The 23,616-nt window shown below is 66.3% G+C and carries 23 protein-coding genes and 3 pseudogenes; 16 read left to right on the forward strand and 10 right to left on the reverse strand.

All coding sequences use genetic code 11. The features are described 5' to 3' along the window. Window positions 1–960 (reverse strand): chromate transporter (locus ACXJKQ_RS25280; protein ID WP_457108430.1); only part of this gene is annotated, 960 nt, incomplete at its 3' end. A 2-nt stretch (window positions 961–962) separates the two neighbouring features. Continuing rightward, window positions 963–1,793 (reverse strand): chromate resistance protein ChrB domain-containing protein, encoded by an 831-nt coding sequence (locus tag ACXJKQ_RS25285; RefSeq protein WP_457108431.1) that lies wholly within the window; start codon window positions 1,791–1,793, stop codon window positions 963–965. A gap of 682 nt (window positions 1,794–2,475) precedes the next feature. Between ACXJKQ_RS25285 and ACXJKQ_RS25290 the strand changes: the two genes are divergently transcribed. From ACXJKQ_RS25290 to ACXJKQ_RS25310, 5 genes are all read left to right on the forward strand, one after another. Then, window positions 2,476–2,790 (forward strand): transposase, encoded by a 315-nt coding sequence (locus ACXJKQ_RS25290; RefSeq protein WP_457108432.1) that lies wholly within the window; start codon window positions 2,476–2,478, stop codon window positions 2,788–2,790. 16 nt (window positions 2,791–2,806) lie between these two features. Continuing rightward, window positions 2,807–3,013, forward strand: coding sequence for a hypothetical protein (locus ACXJKQ_RS25295; RefSeq protein WP_457108433.1), 207 nt, complete (start codon window positions 2,807–2,809; stop codon window positions 3,011–3,013). A 46-nt stretch (window positions 3,014–3,059) separates the two neighbouring features. Then, window positions 3,060–3,293, forward strand: a complete 234-nt coding sequence (locus ACXJKQ_RS25300) for a hypothetical protein (protein WP_457108434.1) — start codon at window positions 3,060–3,062, stop codon at window positions 3,291–3,293. Next, a complete protein-coding gene (locus ACXJKQ_RS25305) occupies window positions 3,294–3,473 on the forward strand; it encodes a hypothetical protein (protein ID WP_457108435.1) in 180 nt (59 codons plus the stop codon). 214 nt (window positions 3,474–3,687) lie between these two features. Continuing rightward, window positions 3,688–3,891 (forward strand): hypothetical protein, encoded by a 204-nt coding sequence (locus ACXJKQ_RS25310; RefSeq protein WP_457108436.1) that lies wholly within the window; start codon window positions 3,688–3,690, stop codon window positions 3,889–3,891. Between the two features lie 478 nt (window positions 3,892–4,369). On the opposite strand, the gene ACXJKQ_RS25315 is transcribed toward ACXJKQ_RS25310, so the two are convergent. After that, on the reverse strand, window positions 4,370–4,537 hold the full coding sequence (locus ACXJKQ_RS25315; protein ID WP_457108437.1) for a hypothetical protein: 168 nt from the start codon (window positions 4,535–4,537) through the stop codon (window positions 4,370–4,372). Between the two features lie 2,056 nt (window positions 4,538–6,593). Between ACXJKQ_RS25315 and ACXJKQ_RS25320 the strand changes: the two genes are divergently transcribed. After that, a complete protein-coding gene (locus ACXJKQ_RS25320) occupies window positions 6,594–8,267 on the forward strand; it encodes a type IV secretory system conjugative DNA transfer family protein (RefSeq protein WP_457108438.1) in 1,674 nt (557 codons plus the stop codon). Window positions 8,268–8,437: 170 nt separating this feature from the next. On the opposite strand, the gene ACXJKQ_RS25325 is transcribed toward ACXJKQ_RS25320, so the two are convergent. From ACXJKQ_RS25325 to ACXJKQ_RS25335, 3 genes are read right to left on the reverse strand one after another with little or no spacing between them, the layout of a single operon-like run. Then, on the reverse strand, window positions 8,438–9,010 hold the full coding sequence (locus ACXJKQ_RS25325) for a hypothetical protein (protein WP_457108439.1): 573 nt from the start codon (window positions 9,008–9,010) through the stop codon (window positions 8,438–8,440). Between the two features lie 10 nt (window positions 9,011–9,020). After that, entirely contained in the window at window positions 9,021–9,740 is a 720-nt protein-coding gene (locus tag ACXJKQ_RS25330; RefSeq protein ID WP_457108440.1) for a hypothetical protein, read from the reverse strand. 5 nt (window positions 9,741–9,745) lie between these two features. Then, the gene (locus ACXJKQ_RS25335) at window positions 9,746–10,141 is read right to left on the reverse strand and encodes a hypothetical protein (RefSeq protein ID WP_457108441.1); all 396 of its coding nucleotides are present in this window, start codon (window positions 10,139–10,141) and stop codon (window positions 9,746–9,748) included. A 396-nt stretch (window positions 10,142–10,537) separates the two neighbouring features. On the opposite strand from ACXJKQ_RS25335, the gene ACXJKQ_RS25340 reads away from it, so the two are divergent. The 3 genes and pseudogenes from ACXJKQ_RS25340 to ACXJKQ_RS25350 form a co-directional block, all read left to right on the forward strand. Next, window positions 10,538–10,834, forward strand: a complete 297-nt coding sequence (locus tag ACXJKQ_RS25340; RefSeq protein ID WP_457108442.1) for a hypothetical protein — start codon at window positions 10,538–10,540, stop codon at window positions 10,832–10,834. Then, the gene (mobF, locus tag ACXJKQ_RS25345) at window positions 10,831–13,761 is read left to right on the forward strand and encodes a MobF family relaxase (protein ID WP_457108443.1); all 2,931 of its coding nucleotides are present in this window, start codon (window positions 10,831–10,833) and stop codon (window positions 13,759–13,761) included. Before ACXJKQ_RS25340 ends, mobF begins: the two co-directional genes overlap by 4 nt. Window positions 13,762–13,955: 194 nt before the next feature. Beyond that, a pseudogene (locus ACXJKQ_RS25350) lies at window positions 13,956–14,093 on the forward strand (IS3 family transposase); the annotation flags it as partial. A 43-nt stretch (window positions 14,094–14,136) separates the two neighbouring features. Here ACXJKQ_RS25350 and ACXJKQ_RS25355 read toward each other — a convergent pair. After that, a protein-coding gene (locus ACXJKQ_RS25355; RefSeq protein WP_457108444.1) for an IS3 family transposase occupies window positions 14,137–15,239 on the reverse strand; the annotation gives its coding sequence in 2 pieces (ribosomal slippage) (window positions 14,137–14,978 and window positions 14,978–15,239; 1,104 coding nt in all). A 74-nt stretch (window positions 15,240–15,313) separates the two neighbouring features. Between ACXJKQ_RS25355 and ACXJKQ_RS25360 the strand changes: the two are divergent. Continuing rightward, window positions 15,314–16,090: pseudogene (locus ACXJKQ_RS25360) on the forward strand (IS110 family RNA-guided transposase); the annotation flags it as partial. Between the two features lie 410 nt (window positions 16,091–16,500). Here the strand turns inward: ACXJKQ_RS25360 and ACXJKQ_RS25365 are convergent. Beyond that, entirely contained in the window at window positions 16,501–17,862 is a 1,362-nt protein-coding gene (locus ACXJKQ_RS25365; RefSeq protein ID WP_457108445.1) for a TAXI family TRAP transporter solute-binding subunit, read from the reverse strand. A 138-nt stretch (window positions 17,863–18,000) separates the two neighbouring features. Here ACXJKQ_RS25365 and ACXJKQ_RS25370 point away from each other — a divergent pair, with 138 nt between their 5' ends. Continuing rightward, the gene (locus ACXJKQ_RS25370; RefSeq protein ID WP_457108446.1) at window positions 18,001–18,429 is read left to right on the forward strand and encodes a potassium channel family protein; all 429 of its coding nucleotides are present in this window, start codon (window positions 18,001–18,003) and stop codon (window positions 18,427–18,429) included. Between the two features lie 159 nt (window positions 18,430–18,588). Then, window positions 18,589–20,268 (forward strand): SulP family inorganic anion transporter, encoded by a 1,680-nt coding sequence (locus ACXJKQ_RS25375; RefSeq protein ID WP_457108447.1) that lies wholly within the window; start codon window positions 18,589–18,591, stop codon window positions 20,266–20,268. 65 nt (window positions 20,269–20,333) lie between these two features. Here the strand turns inward: ACXJKQ_RS25375 and ACXJKQ_RS25380 are convergent, their stop codons facing one another. Both ACXJKQ_RS25380 and ACXJKQ_RS25385 read right to left on the reverse strand, forming a co-directional pair. Continuing rightward, window positions 20,334–20,753, reverse strand: coding sequence for a hypothetical protein (locus tag ACXJKQ_RS25380; protein ID WP_457108448.1), 420 nt, complete (start codon window positions 20,751–20,753; stop codon window positions 20,334–20,336). Window positions 20,754–20,877: 124 nt separating this feature from the next. Continuing rightward, window positions 20,878–21,234 (reverse strand): annotated as a pseudogene (locus ACXJKQ_RS25385) (hypothetical protein). Between the two features lie 465 nt (window positions 21,235–21,699). Between ACXJKQ_RS25385 and ACXJKQ_RS25390 the strand changes: the two are divergent. The 4 genes from ACXJKQ_RS25390 to ACXJKQ_RS25405 form a co-directional block, all read left to right on the forward strand. Then, window positions 21,700–21,825 (forward strand): hypothetical protein, encoded by a 126-nt coding sequence (locus ACXJKQ_RS25390; RefSeq protein ID WP_457108449.1) that lies wholly within the window; start codon window positions 21,700–21,702, stop codon window positions 21,823–21,825. Between the two features lie 3 nt (window positions 21,826–21,828). Then, a complete protein-coding gene (locus ACXJKQ_RS25395; RefSeq protein WP_457108450.1) occupies window positions 21,829–22,266 on the forward strand; it encodes a hypothetical protein in 438 nt (145 codons plus the stop codon). A 95-nt stretch (window positions 22,267–22,361) separates the two neighbouring features. Next, on the forward strand, window positions 22,362–23,480 hold the full coding sequence (locus ACXJKQ_RS25400; RefSeq protein WP_457108451.1) for an efflux RND transporter periplasmic adaptor subunit: 1,119 nt from the start codon (window positions 22,362–22,364) through the stop codon (window positions 23,478–23,480). Window positions 23,481–23,484: 4 nt separating this feature from the next. Further along, window positions 23,485–23,616 (forward strand): efflux RND transporter permease subunit (locus tag ACXJKQ_RS25405; protein ID WP_457108452.1); only part of this gene is annotated, 132 nt, incomplete at its 3' end.

Here is a 23,616-nt window from a genome sequence, read left to right on the forward strand (position 1 = left end):
GATGAGGGGTCCGGGCGTGGTCTCGGCCATGCCGAGCCCGTCGAGCATCTCGCCGGGCCTCAGCCAGCCGTAATGCTCCACCGCCTGCTGGGCGACGTAGGCGAGCACCGCGTAGGCGCCTCCGAAGGTCACCATCGCCATCTTCGAGAAGAACACCGCGATCTGGGCGAAGACGTCGTCCGGMCCGACGGCGASSMRGATGGCGRCGACCGGCACCAGCCAGATCGCACCCCAGGTCAGCAGTACCCGGAGCGTGTGCCCGGCAGCCGTACGTTCCTGGGGGAGCGCGTGGTCGTCGAGCAGGAAGGGTCCTTCGACGACCTTGCCGCCGGCACCGTGCCCGCCGGCCTTGAACTGCGGCAGTCCGGCCCGGCCGCCGAGATAGCCAATGACGCCGGCCGTCAGCACGATCAGCGGGAAGGGCACATCGAGGAAGAAGATCGCCACGAAGGCCGCCGCCGAGAGACCGATCATGACCGGCCCCTTGAGCGCGCGCTTGCCGATGCGGATCACAGCCTGCAGAACGATGGCGAGCACGGCGGCCTTGAGCCCGAAGAACAGGCCCGCGACGAAGCCGACGTTACCGTAGAGCGCGTAGATCCAGCTCAGCGCCATGATGGCGGCGATGCCGGGCAGGACGAACAGCCCGCCCGCGACGAGGCCGCCGCGCGTGCCGTGCATCAGCCAGCCGACATAGGTCGCGAGCTGCTGCGCCTCGGGTCCCGGCAGGAACGTGCAGAAGTTCAGCGCGTGCAGGAAGCGGTTCTCAGAGATCCAGCGCTTCTCCTCGACCAGGATGCGGTGCATCACCGCGATCTGCCCGGCCGGGCCGCCGAAGGAGAGCGCGGCCACTCGCGCCCAGACCGGCAGCGCATCGACCAGGGTCACGGGCAGCGGTGCTTCCGGGGTAGTCGCGCGTGGCTCCTCCGACACGGTGCGGCGGAGTGTGGCACCGGCCATGTTCAGCGTCTTTCCTTGAGCTTGTTGGTCGGCCAGTTGTGGGCTTCCTCCCTCGCGTCCCGACACCAACGGTAGAAGGCATCGTAGAGGAGCATCCCGGCTTCGAGCTGGGCGAGGTCGTCGGCGTAGATGCGCGACAGGCCGAGAGAGGCGGCGAGCAGTCCGGCCGCCTCCGGCGCGAGATCCGGCCGGGCGGTGTCGGCGCCGCGCACCAGCGTCGCGAGATGCAGGAGCGGCGGCGTGGCGAGACCGAGCTCCTCGACCATGACGTCGAAGGTGCACAGCTCGCCCCGGTGGCTCCAGAAGGCACCCGGATCGTCGATGTCGAAGGCAGCGCCACCAAACCGCTCGGCCACGGCGTTCACCTCGGGCGGCGGCACGAAGAGGAAGGCCGCGTCCGGATCGACGAATCGGCGGATCAGCCAGGGACAGGCGATGCGGTCGATCTTGGGGCGCGCACGGGTAACCCAGACGGTCCGGCCACGCGCGTCGCGTCGCGGCAGCTTCGCTTCCGGCACCAGCGGCAGGCTGGCGGCCTCCCAGGCGTCGAAGCCGCCCTCCAGGGTCTCGGCTGCCACGCCGGCCTGCCGAAGGTAGGCAGCGGCCCCGTGGCTGAGCTCGTGACCGTGCCCGCAAATGATGACTGCGCTGCGGCCGGCGAGGTTGGCGGACCAGTGCGCGATGTCGGCGACGGAGCGCCGGATGCTGCCAGGGATCAGGCGGGGATCGTCGCGGAGGGCGTCTCCCGGCCTGACGTCGACCACGACAGGACAGCCGACGGTGCCGACGAGACGGGCGAGTTTGTCAACGGGGATTGCGGTCGGCGTAGGCATGGCGCGTCCGTGCATCGAGTGCAGATTGGACGCGATTCTTCAGCCGGAGCCTCGTCGGGAGATCGCTTCCCGAGCGTCCATTCATCGCCCTCGGACGAGCGATGTCAAGCGCGCCCGGAGCGGAGTATGCGAAGCCTTTGCCTCACTCAGGTCATTCGGGGCGCCCCGACGGCCAGTGGTGGTGAAGATCGTCGGTGAGTCGGCGTGGGCATGGCTGTGGCCACGCGCCGACGCCAGGTGCGGGTGGGCCGGGTCGAGCGCGGGGTGGGCGTGCTCCACAGTGTCCGGATCGTCGGATGGCCAGGGCCGCGGCGGCAGCGGCGAGTGTGACGATGCCAAGGGTCGCCACCGCCGCGGCCTTCCCGGCCGCGCCCCCAGCCGGCCGGCCAGCGAGTAGGTCACGAGCCAAGCGGCGTACGAGCGCGCGAACTGGGCCGCCCACAGGGCCGGCCGGTCCTCGGGAGACCTAGAGCGCCGGAGCAGGCATCCCGTCGGCGTCTGCGCCGCCGAGTATCCGATGCCGAGAACCAACCACGCCTCCAAGAGGGCGACCCAGCCGACGCCGCGGCTCCAGGACATCTCCGCGAACCCAACCAGGGCGACGCCGAGTAGCGCGGCCTAGGGCCTGTCTGGCATCTTGGATGAGACTTGTGGGTTGTTTCTCTGTTGAGAGGGATGGCTCGTGCAGATTCTGAGTAGACGCACAGTGGGCGGTGCTGAAGCCGTGATCGATGAGCACCGGACGCCAGGTGGCGTCCGGTCCGAGAATGAGCGCGGCCTTGTCGAGGCCGCGCTGTACCAGCTGCGCACGGGTTGCCACTGGCGGGCGGTGCCCGCCGAGATCGCGTCCTGGCAGCGGGCGGCAGAACTGTTTCCGCGTTGGAGCCGGAACGGCACCTGGGCGCGAATCTTCCTCGACCTGCGCGACCGAGGCGAGCCGTTGCTCGATGCCGTCATGCTCGACGGCACCGTCGACTGCTTGTCAGACAGGCCCTAGGACAAGGTCGCCTGACATGCGCTGCGCTCGCCTCCGGCTCGGGGTCCTGCGCTGGTACGCCGCCGCGCGCGGCTATCGGATCTACGCGCTCGCCCTGGTGCTGGCCGTGCCCGACATCCTCGACGCGCTGGCCGGCGTCGATTTCACCGTCCTGCTGCCGCGGGGATGGAAGCGAAGTCGGCTTCGATCCTCACAATCCTGCGCGTCGTGCTGGGCATTGTGATCCGGCGCCTCGCCATGATCGGTCCACCCGCCGGAGGGCCGCGCTGATGCCGTTCCTGTCCCTGATCGGCGGCTTCCTCGTAAAGCTGCCCGGCTCCGGCATCGTCGCGCCGGTGCTCGCCTACCTCAGCAAGCGCTCCGACAACGGGGTGCTGACGAACGGCCAGAACGTGACCGGCGACGTCACGGTCGCCCAAGCGCAACTCACCGCCTACGTCGAGGAGCGGAAGGTCGTAGCGGCGGAGAGGGCGAAGCTCGCCGAGTCGAAGTGGACGGCCTGAATGATCCCGACAGCGTTCGCGCTCTGCATGATCCACTTCGGCGCGATCGTCTTGGACAGCACCTTCAGATTCCACTGGCAGGCGGCGAAGCTCCTGCCGCCTTATGACGAGATGGAATGGTCGATCGTGATGGCCGTGATCGGCGTCGCTCCGCCCGCCCGCCGGATCTTCGGCAAGTAGCCTCCTCCGCTGACCTCACTCCCCTCTTCTGTTCGGGAGAGGGTCGCGAAGGACCGCCATCATGGACACGTCCTTCCTGTCGCCCGGGCCGATCACCTGGGCGCAGCTCGTCGCGCTCGCAGCGTTCCTGTTCGCGCTCGGCAAGGGTGTCGACTGAGTCGTCGGGAAGCTGCGCACAGGCACGAAGGAGGGGGGCTCGCAACACGCGATCGACATGGCTGCGGCCAAGATCGAAATCCGAACCCTCGACGAGAAGCTGAACGCCTTCAAGATCGAGGTGGCGCGGACCTACGTGACCGGCGACGTCATCACCTGCCTGGAGCGGCGCATCGACGACATGGTGATCTCGGTTCGGGACGAAATGAAGGAATCGCGAGAGGCGATGTTGAAGGCCTTCATGCGGCGGCTGTCCGGCTAACCGACGGCCGTAAACATCTGTCAACGCCCTGGGCGCCCTGGCTTCGGCCGGGCGCCTTTCGTCGTTTCACCAGTCGCGCGCGGCAACTGTGGAGTCGGTCAGTGCCTGCCGTATCACTTTCGCCGCCTCGGCCGCTCCATCCGGAGGCAGCCGCTTTGACACGTCGCGGCGACTTCTGTCCGGATGAATGGCGATCAGAGCCACGACCCTATCGGCCGCGTCCAACACTTTCACGGCCTCGGCCTCCGTAACGATCCGGAGCGGGAGTGTCAGACCGAATGGTGGCATTCAAGGTTCTGTGGCGCGGACGACAAGAAGGGTCAGACGCTACCTCAGGTGGTTTTTGCCGTCGAGGCCTAACATGGATTGCTCTCACATATCCCGGCTGGTCATGGTGTCCGCGCAATTTCCGCTATGCAACGCCGGGACGATCTCCAGCGCCTGAGCGACGCTCGCGACTAGCGGGTCGAGCGCCTGCTCAAGCGCGCCTTGACGTGCCGGTATCTCCTGCAGGCAAAGCGGGCTGCGATCCGAGCAACGCCCGGACTTCACCGGCGCGCCCCACGTCGAACGCGACGTCGATCTTCTGATCGGACACCTCGGCGGCCTTGCGCAGCCCGGAGACGGTCGGTGCTTCCTTTAACATTCGGGACTGTGCCGACTCTTGTACGCCGGAAAAACACCTTCTGTTCCGGGGTGTCCGTTATGTCCCGTTCCTGAGGCCTTCGTTTATCCTCAGGTTTTTGGCTGGGGCGCCAGGATTCTCACCTAAGCGCCATCCCGCGTAAGCCGCTGATAACTCGGCATGAAACGGCGTTGCAGCTGCGTTGTCGTACATCGATGTGTTACGGCTTGCAAGCTATCATCGGCCTGAAGTTTCAGTACCTGCTTGGCTCAGCGAGCCTAGGGTAAACGATCGTATTTGGCCGATGAACGAACCCGCTGCGTGGGAGGGTGCGGGTGGTGAGGTCGCGGTAGCGTCCGGACCGTCGCGCGTCGTTTTAGAGGCCTGTCGGCGGCGGGCCGAGCATCGCGGCTCCTTCATCCGAGGAGCCCGACGATGCACGATCTGCTTTCCGCCCCCGCGATCAGCTCGCTGCGCCAACGCCTGATCGAGGAGATGAGCCTCCGCCGGCTCTCGCACGAGACCTAGCGCAACTACCTGCGCGACGTCGGCCGTCTGGCCATCTTCCTCGGACGCCGACCCGGCACGGCCAGCGCGGAGGATCTGCGCCGCTTCCAAGTCGAACAGCGCCAGGCCGGCGTGCCGGCGCCGACCCTCAACGGCATCGTCTCGTCGTTACGCTTCTTCTTCACCCACACACTTGATCGCCCGGATCTGGCGCGCCGGCTCGTCCTTCCGGCTTATCCCCGCACGCTGCCCGTGGTGCTCAGCCGCGAGGAGGTTGGCCGCATGCTCGTCGCCACGATCTGCCTCAAGCACCTGGCGGCCCTGTCGTGGCCTACGGCGGCGGCCTGCGCGTGGCCGAAGTCGCGGCGTAAAAGGTCACGGACATTGACATTCGGCAGATCCTGCCGACCGCGAAGACTACTCTACGCCCATTACTTGATCCACACAATCTGATTCCCTTAAATCGAAGTACTATACTATTTTGAACAGCAGGATAACTGACCTGCGCGGGGGATGATTGTCTTTATAGCCTCAAGATTGGCTCAGAAATCAGGGTTATTACCTTAGAGTCATTCGCCCGTATCTAGGCTTGCGACGAGCTCTATTGAGGCGACAGTTCGAGCGAACGGTCTAACCCTCTCGTCGAGGAAGAGCCCCTGCCCAGATAGTAGCGCCGCTATGCCGACGAACACTTCGGTAACGCATCGAACTCATCGAGCCGGATTGATGCAGTTCGGAGTGTCAGAATGGGCTAATAATCAGTGAAAGATAAAGATCAATTTCACACTCCAGCCCAAAATCTGCCTAAACAAGCCATTTGCTATCGAATTAACTCTCAATTATCGATGCAGGATAGTAACATTTTTACTTTTTGTGAACAACATGAATCGTGTCGGATAGGAGCGAATCATGCCAAACCTTACTTATAGAATCGACCCTGTCGCAAAACTCAATGAGATTCGAGACGGTGTTTTTAGAGCAGTAAGATTCAAAAGAGGTGGGTACCCACATAGATTTTTACTAAGCAAAATTGATGAATGCGGCAGTGATTATGGCGTTTATCGCATTTGCTTCTATTCTAATATGGATTACACTAGATATTCTCTCGAGACAGATTTTCGATCTCAGGGGCCGAGCATTGTACAGAGTGTTTGCATCGATGATGTTCTAGTGGCGGGCTTTAATCAATCCTGGGATGATGGATTTAATGCAGGCCAAGCCTACATGTTTTGGGTGGTCGAAAGATTAGATGGATTGAACGAAAAGTTCAGCAGGGCTGGCATAAGTCTATCTCGTTTTTCTAGGGTAGACATGTAGACGATAGATCATTGCATTAAAAACGAGTTTAGTCTGATGGTATTAAGTTTTTTCCTCGTAGATTGTTTCGATGCTGGCCTTTATGTCGCGGGTGACTATTGTTTTTGGTTGTCTGGCGGTGTTGATCGCGATTCATGGCCTCAATCCGCTGGCGTGAGGTCGAAAACAGTGACCGAGCGACGTCATCTGGGCAAAATTGTCTAAGGACACGATCGAGCACGCTGCCTAACTCTTTCTCAGCGGACCGTTCCTCGTGACCACACTCCTTCGGATTACTGCCGTCGCGCTCCTGACTTTTCTCCTCGCCTACCCGGTTGCGGCGCTCGTTCAGCACGGGCTCGACTCCAATCTCTGGCCGTCCGGCGTCATCATGCCAGGGGACTGGTTCAGTGCCATCGCGACCGGCAGCCTTCGCCTGCCGACTGGTGCTTACTGGGATGCCCTGATTGGGCGATCGAATGCATTCAGCAACGGGGGCTGGACCTACGCCTCTGTGCTGATGGTCGTACCGTTCCTGATCACCATCCTCTACCCGTTCCTGCCCAACCCTTCGAAGCTTAAGCGCGACGCCTCGGGTGTTTTCGGCGACGCACGCTTCGCCAATGCGGCGGAGCGCGGGAATATGCACGAGGGCCTGGAACTTGGCATCGATCCGGAAACCGGCCACGCCGTACGCCTCGCCGTGCAGGGAACGCTCGCCACCATCGCCCCGCCGCGCAAGGGGAAGACTTCAGGCCTACTGATCCCCAACCTTGCCTATCCTGAACCGCAGAGCTGGAGCGGACCGGCCGTCGTCATCGATCCCAAGGGCGAGGTCTTTCGCGCGGTGGCTGCGCGCCGCGCCGCGCTCGGCCGACGCGTTGTTTGTCTCGATCCCCTTGGCTTGGTGAATGGCGAGGACTGCTGGAACCCATTGGAAACGCGCGACCCCGCCGACATCCTCTACCTTCAGCACACGGCGCTTGCTCTCCTTCCAGAAGCGTCAGGCGGTGACGAGGCCTCCGCCTACTTCCGCAACCGCGCCGTCGATCTGATCGCCGGTGCGATGCTGGTCGTCCTCACCCGCGACAAGCGTTCCGTCGCGGCCGTACAGGAGCTTCTCGGTCGGGAAGACATCCTCATCGCGAACCTGCAAGCGCTCGGCCGCCAGCCCGCTGCCCTCGCAGCGCTCGAAATCCTGCAAGCCGATCCGAAAACCAAGGATCCGGTCAAATCGACCGCCATCCAAGCCTTCCAGTGGCTCGCCGACGCGCGCCTGCGCCGGCTCGTCGGCACCAGCACCTTCGACCTGGCCGAACTCTCGACGGGCGCTATCGACCTGTTTGTGGCGGTACCGCCCGAGTACAAGCGCGTGCTCGCGCCGCTGCTGCGCTGGCTCTTGTCCGACCTGTTCACCGCCGTGCGCCGCAACCGGCCAAAGCAGCGTATCGTGGTGTTCATCGACGAGGCTGCCGCGCTCGGCCGCTTCGACGAGATCCTCACCGCGGCGGGCGAACTTCCCGGTTATGGTGCGAGCCTGTGGACCCTCTGGCAGGACCGGGGTCAGATCGTCAGTCTCTACGGTGAGGCCGGTGCCGATGTGCTCCTCAACACCGCCGAGGTGGTCACCGTCTTCGACGTGCCGGCGGTCGACCCGGACGAAAGCGAACGGTGGTCTCGCGCGATCGGACAGTACACCGCGTCGGTCGAGACCCTGAACCGTCCAGCTGAGGGGACGGGCAAAGGCACGAGCAGCTTCGGCCCACAGGGCGCGCCCCTGATGAGCAAGGAAGCTTTGGTGACCCTGCCGTCGAGCGACCTCCTGGTGTTTCCCAACAGCGGCGGGCATGCGCGTCATCCGATGCGGTTGAAGAAGACCGTGGCGCACACTGATCCGCGCTTCCGCCGCCTGATTACCCCCGTGGCCCCCGTCGGACGCGCACGCTGATCCCACTTACCTGTGGTCCGGCGGTCATGGCGCTGTTTTGACGGTGCAGCCACCCTCTAGGTTCAGAGTGGATTGACTTTCGGTCCCGCGCGTTCGGCTCTCGGTTTTGGCCGCGGCTCCGGCCCAGCCGCACGGATTCCGCGCGCCTGCCTTTGAACGAACCTAGTTCGTCAGCGGACTGGTTCGACCCAGTTGGAAGGCACCGAGGCCGTGCCGTAGCCGGTGCGCGGCACCCAGAACCGTAGCGTGACGGTATCGCCAGCCTGGTGAAGGCGGGCATAGCGTTGACCGGCAATGAGGCTGTTGGCCATCATCTGCCCGTCCGCTCCCCTGAACTCGGCGGCGATGTCCTGCGCATACCGGCTGCGAACCCAGAACTCAGGTGTTCGGGCACGCGCGACGAGGGTGACACCAAGGACCGCGGTCAAAGCGAGCGCTGACAGCGTGAGCGGTACAACCCGGTAGGGCAGCCGTGATTGGAACAGGGCCCATCGGCTCGCGGTCGCGGCCTTGATCGGCCGGTGGGCCGGCGCACCGTCCTTCAAACTCTGAAGCAGGCTGCGCCGATCCTCGGGAGTGAGCTTGATCTTGGCATCGCCCAAAGCATCAAAGCGCTGGCGAACCGAGAGGCTGCGCAAACGATCCAAGGTGGCGCGGCTCGCAGCCGCGTCCGCTTCTTCTGCACGCTGGAGATCGGCCTGGGCTGCCGCGATCTGCGTACGCGGCGTAGGAGTCTTCGGCACGATGCGCTTTCTACCCGACGAGCCAGGTGGCCGCCGGCTCGGCCGCCTGCATGGCTTCTAACCGGAACCGGGTGAGGTCTCGCCGGATCCGCGCGCCAAGCGAGAGACCGTGCTTGGCGTTCAACTTGGCCGCATCTAGCTGCGGGATTGACGCCAGGCCGCCGGCCTGCAGGATCTCGACCGCCTTGTCCTCCATCACCTGCTCGGCAAACGAAGATACGGTTGCCTTGTCGGCGATACGGGCGAGCTGCTTCGGGTCGATCTCCCCGCGCAGCCTGTTCTCGATCAGGAAGCGTGCCGCCGCCCAGGGCTTGGCGAGGGTCATGAGCTTGGGGGCCTCGGCCAGCGCACCAGGCTCCGCCGTCACGAGCACGAGAACGCCCATGCTGACGCCGGCCGCCTCAAGATCCGGAGCGAGTTGGCCGAGCAGGGCCAAGAACGAGCCTGAGGTGTTGGCGCCGACATCAACGATGGTGGGCAAGGTGGCGGACACCATCGCGTTGACGACCGAGTCGAACTCGGACCGGGCCGCACGTCCGCCGGTGCGCTCGATCTCCTCGCGGGTGGCGCGCATGGAGAAGAACTGCACCCGCTCACCCAACTCCAGCAGGCGTTGAGAGGCGTCGATCTCGATGATGGGCGCGTCCGGAACGGCTTCGGCCAGCGCGCGGGCGACGATCGACTTGCCGACGCCACCCTTGTCCTGAACCACGAGCAGGATACGAGCCACAGCGATCAATCCTTTTTGGAAGGGGCTGGCTTCAGGAGATCCTGGAGCTTGTCGAGATTCCCGCGCCGGATGGCCTCCTCGGTCTCGGCGGCCTCCGAGGCGGAGGACTTGCGAGGCGCGGTCGGCGCAACGAGATCGGCGGCCAGGTGAAGCCGGCGCTCCGTCCCACGGTCCGGCAACGACGGCAGGAGGTCGGCCCGAGACCGCCGGGTCGACGCGTTTGCAGCGCGGCGCCTTGCCTGCCGGCGCACGCTCGATATGAGGCCGGTGATCTGGCTACCGGTGAGCGGTCGACCGTCCCCGGTCGCATAACCCTGCTTGGTCAGGGCCGCCGCGATGGCGTTCCAGGTCGCCCCACTCGCCTGCAGAGCGGTAAGGGCGTCGAGGTTGTCGCGCACCACGTCCATCAGTCCGGTGGCCGGTCTGCCACCCGGTGCGAGTCCGGCGGACCGTGGCGCGGTGTCGGCAACGTCACGTTCCAGGCGGTGAAGATCTAGGTGCGGCGGCTTCGGCATGGACTAGAGGTAGCACGTGGTCCGTTGCTGTCCCGTGAGAGGGACCACGCCAATGCCGATCTGCGCGGTAAGACCGCGTTAAGGCACAGCAAGGAGCAGCAGCCTGCGGTCTCGGCACAGCAAGGCACGGTAGATGTACGGTAACAGACGCAGCAATAAGAGGGGTATCACACCACACGCACTGAAGTGGTGAAGTGTTAACTATGGAGGCTCACCCGCCTCGCCGATCGACCTCGGACGTGTCAGGCGTCTTGCCCCGCTCCTTGCGCAGCAGGTACGCCGATGGTCGACCAGGTCAAGCTCACCCTCACCTTGGATGCCGCCCTCGCCGCCCGTTTGAGCGCCGCGGCAGCCGGGCAGGGTTGGTCTGCCGAGAGCCTCGCGGCCGAGTGCGTGGCCCAGCATCTGGAAGTCGCGATCCGCCACCGAGTGCTGATCGAGCGCGCCGAGCGGATCGACGCCGCCCTGATGGATATGGCGCAGGCCGTGGGCGAACTCGGCGCACCATTGGCCGGTATCGACCTCACCAAGGTTTGTCGCTACCGCAAGGGCACCGGCGGCTCAGACCCGGCACGATGACCGCCTCGCTGCACCGCCTCGGCGCCGGTTCTGAGGCCGGGCTGTACTACACCAACGACAGCCAGCACGAGGCCCGGCCCGACCGGCGCGACGAGTACTACCTCGCCGACGGCGGTGGGGTATGGTGGAGCTCCGGTGAGACGGTGGTGCGCCACGGCGCGGCGATCGACGCTCGCTCGTTTCGCGATCTCTGCGCCGGGTATCACCCGGTCACCGGCAAGCCGCTGGTGCGCGGCGCCGGCCCGGCGCATTGGGCCGGCCAGGACCTCACCCTCACGCCCGGGAAATCTGTCTCCGTTCTCTGGATGGCCGGTACGCCCGAGCAGCGCGCGGCGATCGAGGCCGCACACTGCGCCGCAGTCGAGCGGGCGCTCGCCTTCGTAGAAGCGGAGGGCCTCGTCAGTGTCCGGACCGGCGCGGGCGGGGTGGAGCGGCACCGCCCGCGTGACTTAATTGTCGCCCGGTTCGAGCACTACACCACCCGTGAGGGTGATCCAAATATTCATACGCACTGTGTATTTATTAATGTTGCCGGATTACCGAATAATGCTGGATCCGGCCGGTACAAATCACAGACCCACCTGACCATTGAGGTCGAGCAACTCTATTCGCACCAAGTATGCGTCGGGGCGGCGTACAGAGCGGCCCTGGCTGAGGACCTGCGGGAGCGGTTCGGCTTGCGCTACCGCGAGGCCGGACGCGGGCAGTGGGAAGTCGCCGGTCTGCCTGAGGCGGTGCTGGCCGCCTTCTCCAAGCGCTCGGAGCAGATCCTCGACTACGCCGGCGCCGGGGCCACGAGCGCGCAGCGCGAGGTCGCCGCGCTCGCCACCCGCCGGGGCAAGCACGAGCTGCCGACCGGCACGGAGCTGGAGGCGCGCTGGCGCGACGAGCTCGCCGCCTGCGCGCTCGATCCCTGGGACGCCGCGCAGCACCCCGAGCACGCCCTTGCGCTCGCGGCCGCCCGCGCGGCGGAACGCGACCCCCCGTTCGACCCACCCGAGATCCCCGGCGATGGCCCGGTGGCACGCGCCGCCTCGGCCCTGTTCCGGCACGAGAGCGTCGTGACGCGCAAGGATCTGCTCCAGCACGCCCTGGAGCTTGCGGGGGTGCAGGGCCTTGGGGTCGGAGTGGTCGCGGCCGAGCTCGCCGAACTGGAGTGGAAGGGCACGCTGCTGCCGCTGGCGGCCGCCGAGCTGGTGCCGGGGGCGAGCGCGTGCTGGACCAGCCCGGGCATCGCCGCATGCGAGGCACTGATGCTGCGCGCCGCCGATCGCCCGCTGGAACGAAGCTGGATCGCCTCCGAGGCGGTGGTGACGGCTCTAGCCCAGGATGGTCGTCTCAGCGCGGAACAGGCCGAGGCCGTGCGCCACGCCGCCGGTCCAGACGGGGTATCGCTGCTCCAGGCTGGCGCGGGCACCGGCAAGACCACGACGGCTGCGGCCCTGGTCGTAGCTGCACACAACTCTCGAATGCGTGTGATCGGCCTGGCGCCATCCTGGGTCGCGGCCCATGAACTCGGTCGATCGACCGGGATCCGGGCGCAGGCGATCGCGCGCTGGCGCCACGACCGCGGCCGGGCGGCCAGGTCGGATGCCGCGCACCAAACCGACGCCGCGGCGCTCGACCGTGGCACCCTGGTGCTGATCGACGAAGCCGGCATGGTCGGCAGCCGCGATCTGGAGGCGGTGTTGAGCGCGGCGCAGGCGGCCGGGGCGAAGGTGGTACTGATCGGCGACCGCAAGCAGTTGGCCTCGGTCGCGGGCGCCAGCGCCCTGCGGGCGGTGGCCGAGGTGGTCGGACGCTCGGCGGTGCTCGGTGAAGTGCGTCGTCAGACCGTGGCGTGGCAGCGAGCCGCCTCGGTGGTGATGGCGCGCGGCGACAGTGAGGCGGGCCTGCGCGCCTACGCGGCCGAGCATCGGGTTGAGCTGGTCGCAGGTGTCGAGGCGGCGCAGGCGCGCGTGATCGTGGCGTGGGCCGAGCAGCGCGCGACCCACGGTGACGACGTACTGATCGTCACCCGGCGCAACGCCGACGCGGCGACGTTGAACGCCCGGGCGCGGGCGGTACTGCGCGCGGAAGGCCGGCTCGGGCCCGACCTGATTACCACGCCGGCGCGCGACCGCGAGGATCGGTTGGTAGCGCTCGCGCTCGCGCTCGGCGATCACCTCCGGTTCGGCGAGAGCCTGCCGCATCTCGGCCTACGCAACGGCACCCGCGCCCGGGTCGAGGCGATCGCAGCGGAGCCGGATGGGAGTGCGCGTCTGCGCTTGGCGTTGGAGGACGGGCGGGTGATCGAGGCGGCGTGGGACGAACTACGGCGTGTCCCCCGGTTCGGCAGTAGGCCGGCACACCCAAAAGTTGTGCACTCTTACGCGGGCACAGCTTACGCGGCGCAGGGCCGGACGTGTTCAGCGGCGGTGGTGTACCTCGGCGTCGGCACCGACGCGCGCGAGGTCTATGTCGGCCTGACCCGGCACCGGCATGAAGCGCGGGTGGTGGTCGAGCGCGACCGGCTCGACGCCTTATGCCGACAACGCCAGGCGGATCCGCGGATGCCGGCAACCGACACGATGGTGCTGGAGCGGTTGTTTCGGGAAGCGCGAGGCTACCGCGAGAAGGCCAACGTGGTGGATTACGCCGCCGACCGGGTCGCGTTCGTGCGCGACGGGGTGCTCGGCCCGCCCGAGCGCGTCGTCCCGGGGATCGACGTCGGCCGGGCGGTGCGCGCGGCACGGGCGCTACGCGAGGCGGCGGCATGGCTCGGGGTCGAACACGTGATCGTGCCGGCCTGGCGCCTGATCGACGCGTACGGGCGTCGGCTGAGCCGCGCGCCGGCCCCGGCGGTCCGCCGCCTGGTGACGCGGCTCGCGCGCCATCTCGGCCGCCCCGATCCGGAACGCGGTCGCGAGCACGGGATCGAGCGGTGAGCGTCGGCCTGAGGGCATGACTGAAGGCGCCTCGGGCGTGGTGTTCCCGACTGACCAGGATCACCCGTAGGGTCCGCGGAGCAGGTCACCCAGCTTACGTTGGAACAGGGTCGTCCAGCAGCGGCGCTTGACCTGACCGACTGGCTTTGGACCGGACTGATTGAGAGGATCAGCCTGGACCAGAGGAGTTAGGGATGAAGCGAGGACAGAGGCCGAGCGCGGAACAGGTCGTGCTGATGTTGCGCCAGATTGAGGTGCAGACGGCGCAAGGCAAGAATTTGGCGCTGATCTGCACTGATCTGCCCCCAATGAAGTGGTCCGCCCTGAGGTATGGCTTTCGGGCCAGTGGAGCTGACCCGGTTTGTGGTCCACGGCCTATGCAAGTTCTCGGACTGTGACAGCTTGGTTGGCGAAGGCTCGGGGCGTCAAGCCGCCCAGGGCCGTATGGGGTCGATCGTTGTTATAGTGGCACCTCCAGTCCTCGATGCGCTCGCGGGCATCGGCCAGCGACAGGAACCACGAAGCGTTCAAGCACTCTGCCCGTAGGCGGCCGTTGAACGACTCGATGTAGGCGTTGTCGGTCGGCTTGCCCGGTCGGGAGAAGTCGATCTCGACCCCGTTCAGGTAGGCCCACTGGTCGAGCATGCGCCCGGCAAACTCCGGTCCATTGTCGACCCGCAGGCTTTTTGGACGACCGCGGAGCTTCACCAGTGCGTCCAGGGCCTCGGTCACTTGGAAGGCGCGGAAGTTTGCTCTCGGTGTGAGCGAGAGCGCCTCTCGCGTATGGCAATCGACCACTGTCAGGATACGGAACGGACGTCCGTCGAACAGGCGATCAGACATGAAGTCCATGGCCCAGACCTCGTTGGGTCCACCGATGGCAGGCCGCCCTTGCCGGTAGCGCCAGGCCCGTTTGCGTTTGGGCAGCTTGGGCCGGATCGACAGTCCCTCGTCACGGTAGATCCGGTAGGTGCGCTTGTGGTTCACCTCCCAGCCTTCCCGCCGCAACAGGATGTGCAGCCTTCGGTAGCCGTAGCGCACCCGTGCGGCAGCGAGTTCCTTCAGCCGCATTCGCAGCGCCACCTGCGAGTCGGAGCGCTTCCTGTAACGCTGGGACGAGCGGCCGAAACCGGTGGCTTGGCAGGCCCGACGCTCGCTGATGTCGTAGGCCACCTGCAGGTGACCGGCGACCTCGCGGCGAGCGGCGGGCCTCACCACTTTCGCTTGAGCACATCCTGCAGCATGGAGCGGTCCAGCGTCAGGTCGGCGACCAGCCGCTTGAGCTTGCTGTTCTCGTCCTCCAGCTGCTTCAGCCGCCGGATCTCCGGCACGCCCATGCCGACGAACGGCTTCTTCCAGCGGTAGAACGTCGGTTCGGACACACCCATCTTCCGGCAGACCTCGTCCACCGTCGCGCCGTTCTCCGCCTGCCGCAGGGCAAAGGCGATCTGTTCGTTCGTGAAGCGTTTGCGAGGCATGGCATCCACCCTCCTTCAGGGTTCAGGATGCCCGAAAAACTTGCGCTCGACGCGGACCAGTTTGCTGGGTCAGGGTCAAGCGGCAGAAGAACGACATGGCCGACGCTGAGGCGCTTCTCGCGAGGCGGCGCAGCGGCCGACGATGCGGTTCGTTCAGGGCAAGAGCGCGCAGGCCCAGGCCTCCGCAGTGGTGTTCCGTACGCGCGACCTGCTCGTGCGTCAGCGGACCCAATTGATCAATGCACTGCGCGGGCACCTCACGGAGTTCGGGTACGTCGTTCGCCAAGGTGTCGGGCACGTCGGCAAGCTCGTGGCGATCGTCCGCGACCCAACATCCGACGTGCCGGCCGAGGCACGGCCGGTCCTGGCCATCATTGCGGGCAGCTTGGAGGCGCTCCAGGCGCAGATCGCACTTCTGGACCGCGAGATCGCCCAACGCGCGAAGGACGATGCCGTGGCCAAGCGGCTGATGACGATACCAGGTGTCGGCCCGGTGATCGCGACCGCACTCGTGGCTCTGGCACCGGCCGCCAGTACCTTCCGCCGCGGGCGCGACTTTGCGGCTTGGCTCGGTCTCGTCCCGCGGCCGCCACTCCAGCGGCGGCAAGGAGCGGCTGGGGCGAACGACCAAGATGGGCGAGCGCAGCTTGCGACGGTTGCTGATCCTGGGCGCGAGCTCTGCGACCAAGGTCGCGGCGCGTGATCCCGACAAAGCTGGGGCATGGTTGGCCGGCATGCTGTCGCGCAAGCCGCGCATGCTGATCACCGTCGCCCTGGCGAACAAGATGGCGCGGATCGTCTGGGCCTTGATGACCCATGGCGGCTCCTACAGAGCTTCGGCCACGGCGTGATCGCCACGGCCTGAGGCGTCAGGGAGGCAGGGAAGGTCAGTCGAGAGGTATGGCGCAACGGTCAGAAGACGGGGTCGGGAGAACCAGTGAATGTCCAGGCGCCTCGAGCGCGCAAAAGCGAGCGCGCAAAAGCGATTTGGACCCGATCCGCGATCTCCATACAGGCCAGCAGCCGTGAGGATGGCTGCATCAACAGGCCGGACACACGGAAGCACCTGAACCTGCGCGCACAGATCTCTCAAACACCCCCTTGAATCCGATGGAGCGTCCACACACGGACATGGCGGCGGCGATCGATGCAGACACAGATCACACATCAGCCAGCATCCAGTTGAACTGCATCCCCGACAACCCGAAATCCACATCAGACGGATCAATCCTTACGATTGAACTCTGCCTTGGAACTCCGATCAGCATGCCGCTCGATCGGGTCGGGCCGCGGCGCGACGGACCGTCGAGCGCGCGGCCTCGATCGCCACCGTGGCGGCGCCGAGCAGCCGCGGCTCCGTCGGTCTGTTCAGGGCGTGACGGGCGATGCTCGCCGCGAGGTCGTCGACCTCCCCCGCGATGGCGTCCAGACGGTTCCGGTCGGTCTCCCGCCGGGCGGTCGAGCGGAGTGCGAGCAGGCGCGTCGTCGCGACCTCGATCCGCTGCCGCCGGATGCGCCCGAGGCGCTGCCGCATCCACGCGATGGTCGAGCAGACGCCGCCGCCCAGGATGGCCACGAGATAGATCCAGCTCTCATAGCGCTCGATGAAGGTCTCCTGCTCACGCTCGTAATAGTCGATGGCGCCCGGATGAATGGGCAGGCGGGCGGTGGTGGCGTCCGCCGTGTCCTCATAGGCCGGATAGGTGAGCGCCTCGGCGGCCGGTACGGTCTCGGCCAAAGCCGCGCGCATCTCGAACAGATGCTGCGTGATCTCGGCTGCGACGCTGCGCGACAGGCTGGCGCGCGCCATCAACCGGTAGGACGAGCCGACCGTCGCGACATCCTCGGCTGGCAGGCGTGGATTGCCACTGAACAGCCCGGCGGGCACCGTGACCGACTGGAGGCGCGGCCAGCGTGCCAGCACCGCGGCGGTGTCAGGCACGCCGACTAACGCGACCGTACCGTCCCCGCTCGCCGCCCGGACGAAGCCGATCAAGCGCCGCGCTGCCGGAAGCGTGGGCGTCGTCACGAGCGCCATCGCGTCGATGCGCCCGTCGCCGAATGCGGAGGTCACGTCCGCTTCCTCGAGCGGCACAAGGAGAACGGCCTGCGGCGGAACAGGGCCGTTCGGAGCGTCGGTGAGAGGTTCCAGCCCGTCGCGGGTGATCAGGTCCCGCAGAAGCATCCTGTCTGCGTCCCGGCTCGCCAGCATGCCCAGCCGCTTACCCGCCAGATCCGGGATGCTCCCGATGCCGGATGCCGCTGGCGCCGCCGCGAAGGCCGCGAGCTCCCGGAGGATCGCGAGGGTCAACCCGTTCCCGGGCATTGCCACGTCCGGTCGGACCACCGCCAGATCCGCCTTGCCGGTTCTGAGCGCCTCCGCGCTCTCGCGTACCCCAGGGAAGTCCAAAATCCTGAGTTGGACGCCGGTTTTCCTGCGGGCGAGCTCGCCCGCGTAGGCCCGCAGCAAGTCCGGCTCGGTTCCGCCATTCGGGGCGACCGCAAGGGTCAGGGTCGTGGCGCGGGTGAAATAGAACCCCGCTGCCGCGGTGGCGACGAGGACGAGCACCAATCCGAGGGTGAGCCATGCCTCACGACCGACTGGAAACGCCGATTTGCGCATGCCTACTCCCGGCCCTCAGCCGCTCGACGTGTCCGTTGCGCTCTGCCGGGCGAGCGGCCCCGGATCGCGATGGCGTGCCATCATGATCGACTGTTGTCCTGGCGCGTGCTCAAGTATCATCGATTCCGGGGGAACGACATGCTGGCGCAACTCGCGATCGGCGCGCTCGGGAGCGTGTGCAGCATCACGATCCACGCCTTCATGATGACCATCATCCTGAAGGTGGTTCGTGTGCACGGCGCCATCCGCGGCTACAGCAGCGTGACCCTCTGGCGCATCATGTCGTCAGCCGTGTGCGTCATTATGGCGGCGCATACTGTTGAAGTTGCAATCTGGGCCGCGATCTACAAAGTGATCCGCATAGCGCCAGCAGGATCCGACTTTCTGTACTTCGCGTTCGTCAATTATACAACGCTCGGCTACGGAGACATCGTTCCAGCCGAACGCTGGCGCCTCCTCGGCCCGGTTGCTGCAATGAACGGGATCCTGCTGTTCGGCTGGTCGACGGCTGTGATCTTCGAGATCCTGCGACGAACCCTGGCCCTCATGGAGAGAGATGCGTTCTGAGGCCACGTCCCGTATGTCCAGCTTCCGGGCGCCGTCCGGCGTCGATCTTTCAGAGCCGATCCGAGAAACAGATCAGACATCGTTGCGTCTTCACCCCGCAACCCTCTCCCGAACGGTGCTACAGTCAGTTTTGTGCCCTGGCTGAATACGGGGGTTCCGATGAGAGATCCCGGCAAGGCGCTTCGAACCGACTGGAAACGTGTGCCGCCAGATCTCGGCCGCGACGTCGTGGCGGGGCTCACGGCCGCGACCGTGGTCCTGCCGAAGGCGATGGCCTATGCCACGGTGGCCGGACTGCCGGTGTCAGTGGGGCTCTACACCGCCTTCGTGCCGCCGCTCATCTACGGATTGCTGGGCTCGTCGCGCGTCCTCAGCGTGAGTTCAACGACGACGCTGGCTATCCTGACCGGAGCCGAGCTCGGCAACGTGGCCCCGGACGGCGATCCGGCGAGACTTGCGGTCGCCGCAGCGACGTTGACGGCCCTCGTAGGCGCGCTGCTTCTGGCGGCACGGCTCCTCAAGCTGGGCTTCGTCGCAAGCTTCATCTCCGTGCCGGTGCTCACGGGTTTCAAGACCGGCATCGGTCTCGTGATCCTGCTGGACCAAGCGCCCAAGCTCATCGGGCTGCATATCGCGAAGCAGTCGTTCTTCACCGATCTGGCGAGCGTCGTCCGCCACCTCCCCGAGATCTCACTGCCAACCTTGGCCGTCGGTGGCACGACGCTGGCCATCCTCATCGGCATGGAACGGTTGAAGCCGCACTCGCCGGCGCCCCTGGTCGTGGCCGCCGCCGCGATCGCCGCCTCGTGGGTGCTGGACCTCGGCGCGCGGGGCGTCTCCACAGTTGGGCCGATCCCGCAGGGCCTGCCGTCCCTGACCGTGCCCGATCCCGGACTCGTCCTCGCGCTCCTGCCGGGCGCGGTCGGGATCGCCCTGATGAGCTTCACGGAGAGCATCGCGGCGGCACGGGCCTTCGTCGGCCCCGGCGATCCACCTGTCGATGCCAACCGCGAACTGGTCGCGACCGGATCGGCAAACCTGGGCGGAGCCCTGCTCGGCGCCATGCCGGCCGGCGGCGGAACCTCGCAGACGAGCGTCGTTCGCGCCGCCGGCGGCCGGACGCAGGCGACCTCGCTCGCGACCGCCGCCGCCGCCCTCGCCACGATGCTGCTCCTCGCCGGGATCCTCGCCCTCCTGCCGCAGGCGACCCTCGCGGCGATCGTCATCGTGTTCTCGGCCAGCCTGATCCAGCCGGCGGAGTTCCGCGCCATCTATGCGGTCCGATGCATGGAGTTTCGCTGGGCCGTCGCGGCGGCAATCGGCGTCCTCGCCTTCGGGACGCTCCAGGGCATCGTCGTGGCCATCGTCGTCTCGTTCCTGGGCCTCGCCCTCCAGACGGCTCAGCCCCGTATCTCGATCATCGTCCGTAAGCCCGGGGCCGACGTCCTGCGTCCACAGTCACCCAACCATCCCGAGGATGAGACCATCAACGGGCTTCTGATCCTCCGTCCGGAGGGCCGCCTGTATTTCGCGAACGCCCAGACCGTAGGGGAGCGGATACGGGCGCTGGCGGAGGAGCACAAGCCGCGCGTCGTCGCCCTCGACCTCAGCCGCGTGCCCGACATCGAGTATTCTGCGCTTCAGATGCTGCAGGACGGCGTACGGTCCGCTGCCGTGAGCGTCTGGCTCGTGGGCTGCAATCCGGACGTGCTCCGGATGGTGCGGTGCGCGGGCCTGGACCGGGGACTCGGCCCGGACCGCCTGTTGTTCAACGCCCGTACGGCCATTGCACGCTACGGGGCGCTCCGGACGGCCACGGCACCGTCGACGGAACCCTGAGCGGCAGCGCGGCCGGCGCCGGCGCCCGCTCCTGCGTGACCGCTCTTGGGTGACCGCTCCGGTGCCTAATAATCGTACCCGACGCGCGTGCGCTGGCGGACATATGGGTCTGGGATATCGGGCGTCGCGACCATCACCGCCCCCGGCGCCGGATCGAACGGCATTGCGGCGGCGCTGAAGGCGATGAACCCGGCCGCAGCCCGAACGCCGTCGGGCTGACGGGGATCCCGGGAGATCAGCTCTGCCTCCCGAGACAAGCGGAGATTGCAGAGCCGGGACGACAATCCGCCCTCGGGCGTCCACGCAACATGGCGTGCACAGGCGCGATCCAGCGCGTCGACGGGCCGAAGCGGCGCGCGGTTGCCGAGGCCGCAATAGTTGCCGTGCACGAGGAGCCGCGGCGCACTCGTGAAGTCCTGCGATTGCGCCTGTGCGGACGACAGTCCGGCAACCGCGAGACATAAGACAGCGATCCTGATGCGCATGACCAACGCCCCATTAAATCACTTGACGGGATGGTGCGGAACGCCGGAAGTCGGCGTCCTTGGCTCGCGAACGACGCTCTTGCGGCCGCCCTCAATTCGGGAGGCAGACACCGGCATAGGCGTCTCAGTAATGGTGAGGACCGCATCCGCCGGACGTCGTTCCGTGGTAGCCTGCTGCCGCTGCGGCACCCACGCCCGCGGCGGCCAGCCCGTAGCCATACGGACGATAGCGATAGCCGTAGGCGCCGTATCCCGGACGACCGTAACGGCCATAGGCTCCGCGATAGGCCTAGCCACCGCCGTAACGGCCGACACCACCTCGGTAGGCGTGACGGCCATGGTAACCACCGCGGAAGCCCGCGACCCCACCGCCATGAAAGCCGCCGGCCCGGAAGCCACCGCCGCGAAAGCCGCGCGCCTCAGCAGCGGCGCTGGTGAGGATCAGCGCGGCGGCGGAGGCAGTGATGGTGAAGCGCTTCATGGGATAGACTCCTCCATGTTTACGGAACGTCCAGCACAGCTTGGTCGCAGGCCAGAGCAGAAAATATTCGTCAGCCGTTCAACCAGTTCGATTCGAATTGTAGTCTCGGTTCGCCCCATGGACTTGATCGAAAGGGACAGTTGCGGGTGTTCCAGTACAGAGTCGCTCATTGTCGCTCACTGCGTCAAATTGAATAGTGATCTAAACTCCACGTCGCTCGAAACCGAATCCCGGAATGTTAGCGCAACAAAACAAATATAATCTTAAAATCAATGCCCATGGCTTAATATAATACAATAATATTTTGGAATCATATCGACTAATTTAATGTATTGCCAATCTGATGGACTGAAGTGACGTCCTGCTGCGCGATCGCGCGGGACAAGCGGCTCTGAATTGCAATGCGTCGCCGCATCGGTGGTTCTTGCAATCGGGCGACCTTTCCAGGTCAGGCAGGAGGGCAGGATGATGCGCACGCCCACTGGTTCGACGGTCGGCCGCAGCGCCGCGTCGGCGGCCACCTGGCGACACCTTGGACGCCGCCTGCACGGAGAGGCGAAACGCATCGCCGCGATCTTCGCCTATCTCTGAATCGTGTTCGGGGTTTTGGTGCTCCACGAGGCGGTGGTGCTATCGCGGCACGGCCTGAGCTCCCACTTCTACGGCCTCGCCTTCGTCAATGCCTGGATCCTGGCCAAGGTGATGCTTGTGGCGGAGGGGCTCGACGCCCGTCCGCACTTCCAGGGCCGGCCGTTGGCCCTGCCCATCGCGCTACGGTCTGCCGGTTTTGCCGTGCTTCTGGTCTGCGCCTACGCCGTGGAAGAGACCTTGATCAACCTCTGGAAAGGGCACAGGCTGGTCGAAGCCCTGCCAGCGGTCGGCGGCGGCGTGCGCGGCCTCGCGGTCATGACGGTGATCATGGCCATCGCGCTCGTACCCTACTTTGCGTGGCGTGAGCTTGGCCGCGTGCTCGGCCGCGAAAAGCTGAAGGCGCTGATGCTCTCGAGCCACGAGGTATCACCCGGGACCTGATCGTTCCGAGTGGGACGGCCAACTGTCCCGTCCGATCAAGCCGGGCAGACGCAATCTGCAAGAATGAGGGGAGATTTTTCGGACGAGGGACGGTCATGTTCCGCTGGTCTCGTTGTCTCTTCATCCTCGCTCTGCTGACCGCAGGATCGCATTCCGCCGACGCGGAGACGGCTCCCGCCGCAGCCCTCCCGGTCGGCACCGTCGCCGCGCAGAAGAAGGCCATCGACACGGCGCTCGACTTTGTCGGCCGGGTGGAGGCCGTGAGCCGCGTCGAGGTGCGGGCGCGAGTCACAGGGTACCTCGACGCGGTCCTGTTCAAGGAGGGCGAACTCGTGCGAGACGGCGCTCCCCTCTACCGGATCGAGCCGGACCTCTTCGAAGCCGCCGTGCGTCAAGCGGAGGGGGCGCTGGAGCGTACTCGCGCGGCCGAGACGCTCGCGGCGATCCAACTCCAGCGCGCGCAGGATCTCCTCGACCGCAACTCCGGCACCGTGGTCGCGCGGGACCAGGCGCGCGCGGCCCTCGAACAGTCGCAAGGCGCGGTGATGGGCGACGAGGCGAGCCTGAAAACGGCGCAGATCAACCTCGCCTACACGAAGATCCTGTCCCCGATCGCCGGTCGTATCGGGCGGACCAGCGTCACGAAGGGCAACGTGGTCGGACCGGACAGCGGGGTGCTCACCTCCATCGTGAGCCAGGATCCGATGTACGTCTCCTTCCCGGTCAGCCAGCGCGAGTTTCTCCGGGTGCAGCAGGGCGGTGCTCCACTGGACCGGAGCAAGATCGCCGTACAGATCCTGTTTTCCGATGGCTCGGCATACGACCAGATCGGCCGGGTCAACTTCGTGAACATCAGCGTCGACCGCGCCACCGACACGGTGCTGGTGCGCGCCAGTATGCCGAACCCCGCCGGCACCCTGCGGGACGGCCAGCTCGTCAAGGTCGCGCTGCAGACCGGGGCGCCGGTGGAGAAGGTGGTGGTGCCCCAGGCTGCCCTCATCGCCGACCAGGGCGGCGTCTACGTCTTCGTCGTCGAGGACGGGCGGGCCGTGATCCGGCGGGTCAAGCTGGGCTCCGGCGGCACCGGACCGGATGCCATCGTCGACGAGGGCCTGTCCGGCGGGGAACTCGTCATCGTCGAGGGCCTGCAGCGGGTGCGGCCCGGGATCGCCGTGCGGGCGAACCCGATCGCCCAGTCGGCAAGCGGGATCTGAGGCCATGCTGTCCGCGATCTTCGTCGACCGCCCGCGCCTAGCAATCGTCATCGCGATCGTCACGTCGATCGCCGGTGCCCTGGCGCTGTTCACCATTCCGGTGGCGCAATACCCCGACATCGTGCCGCCTCAGGTC

Source organism: Methylobacterium sp. P5_C11, from assembly GCF_054049775.1.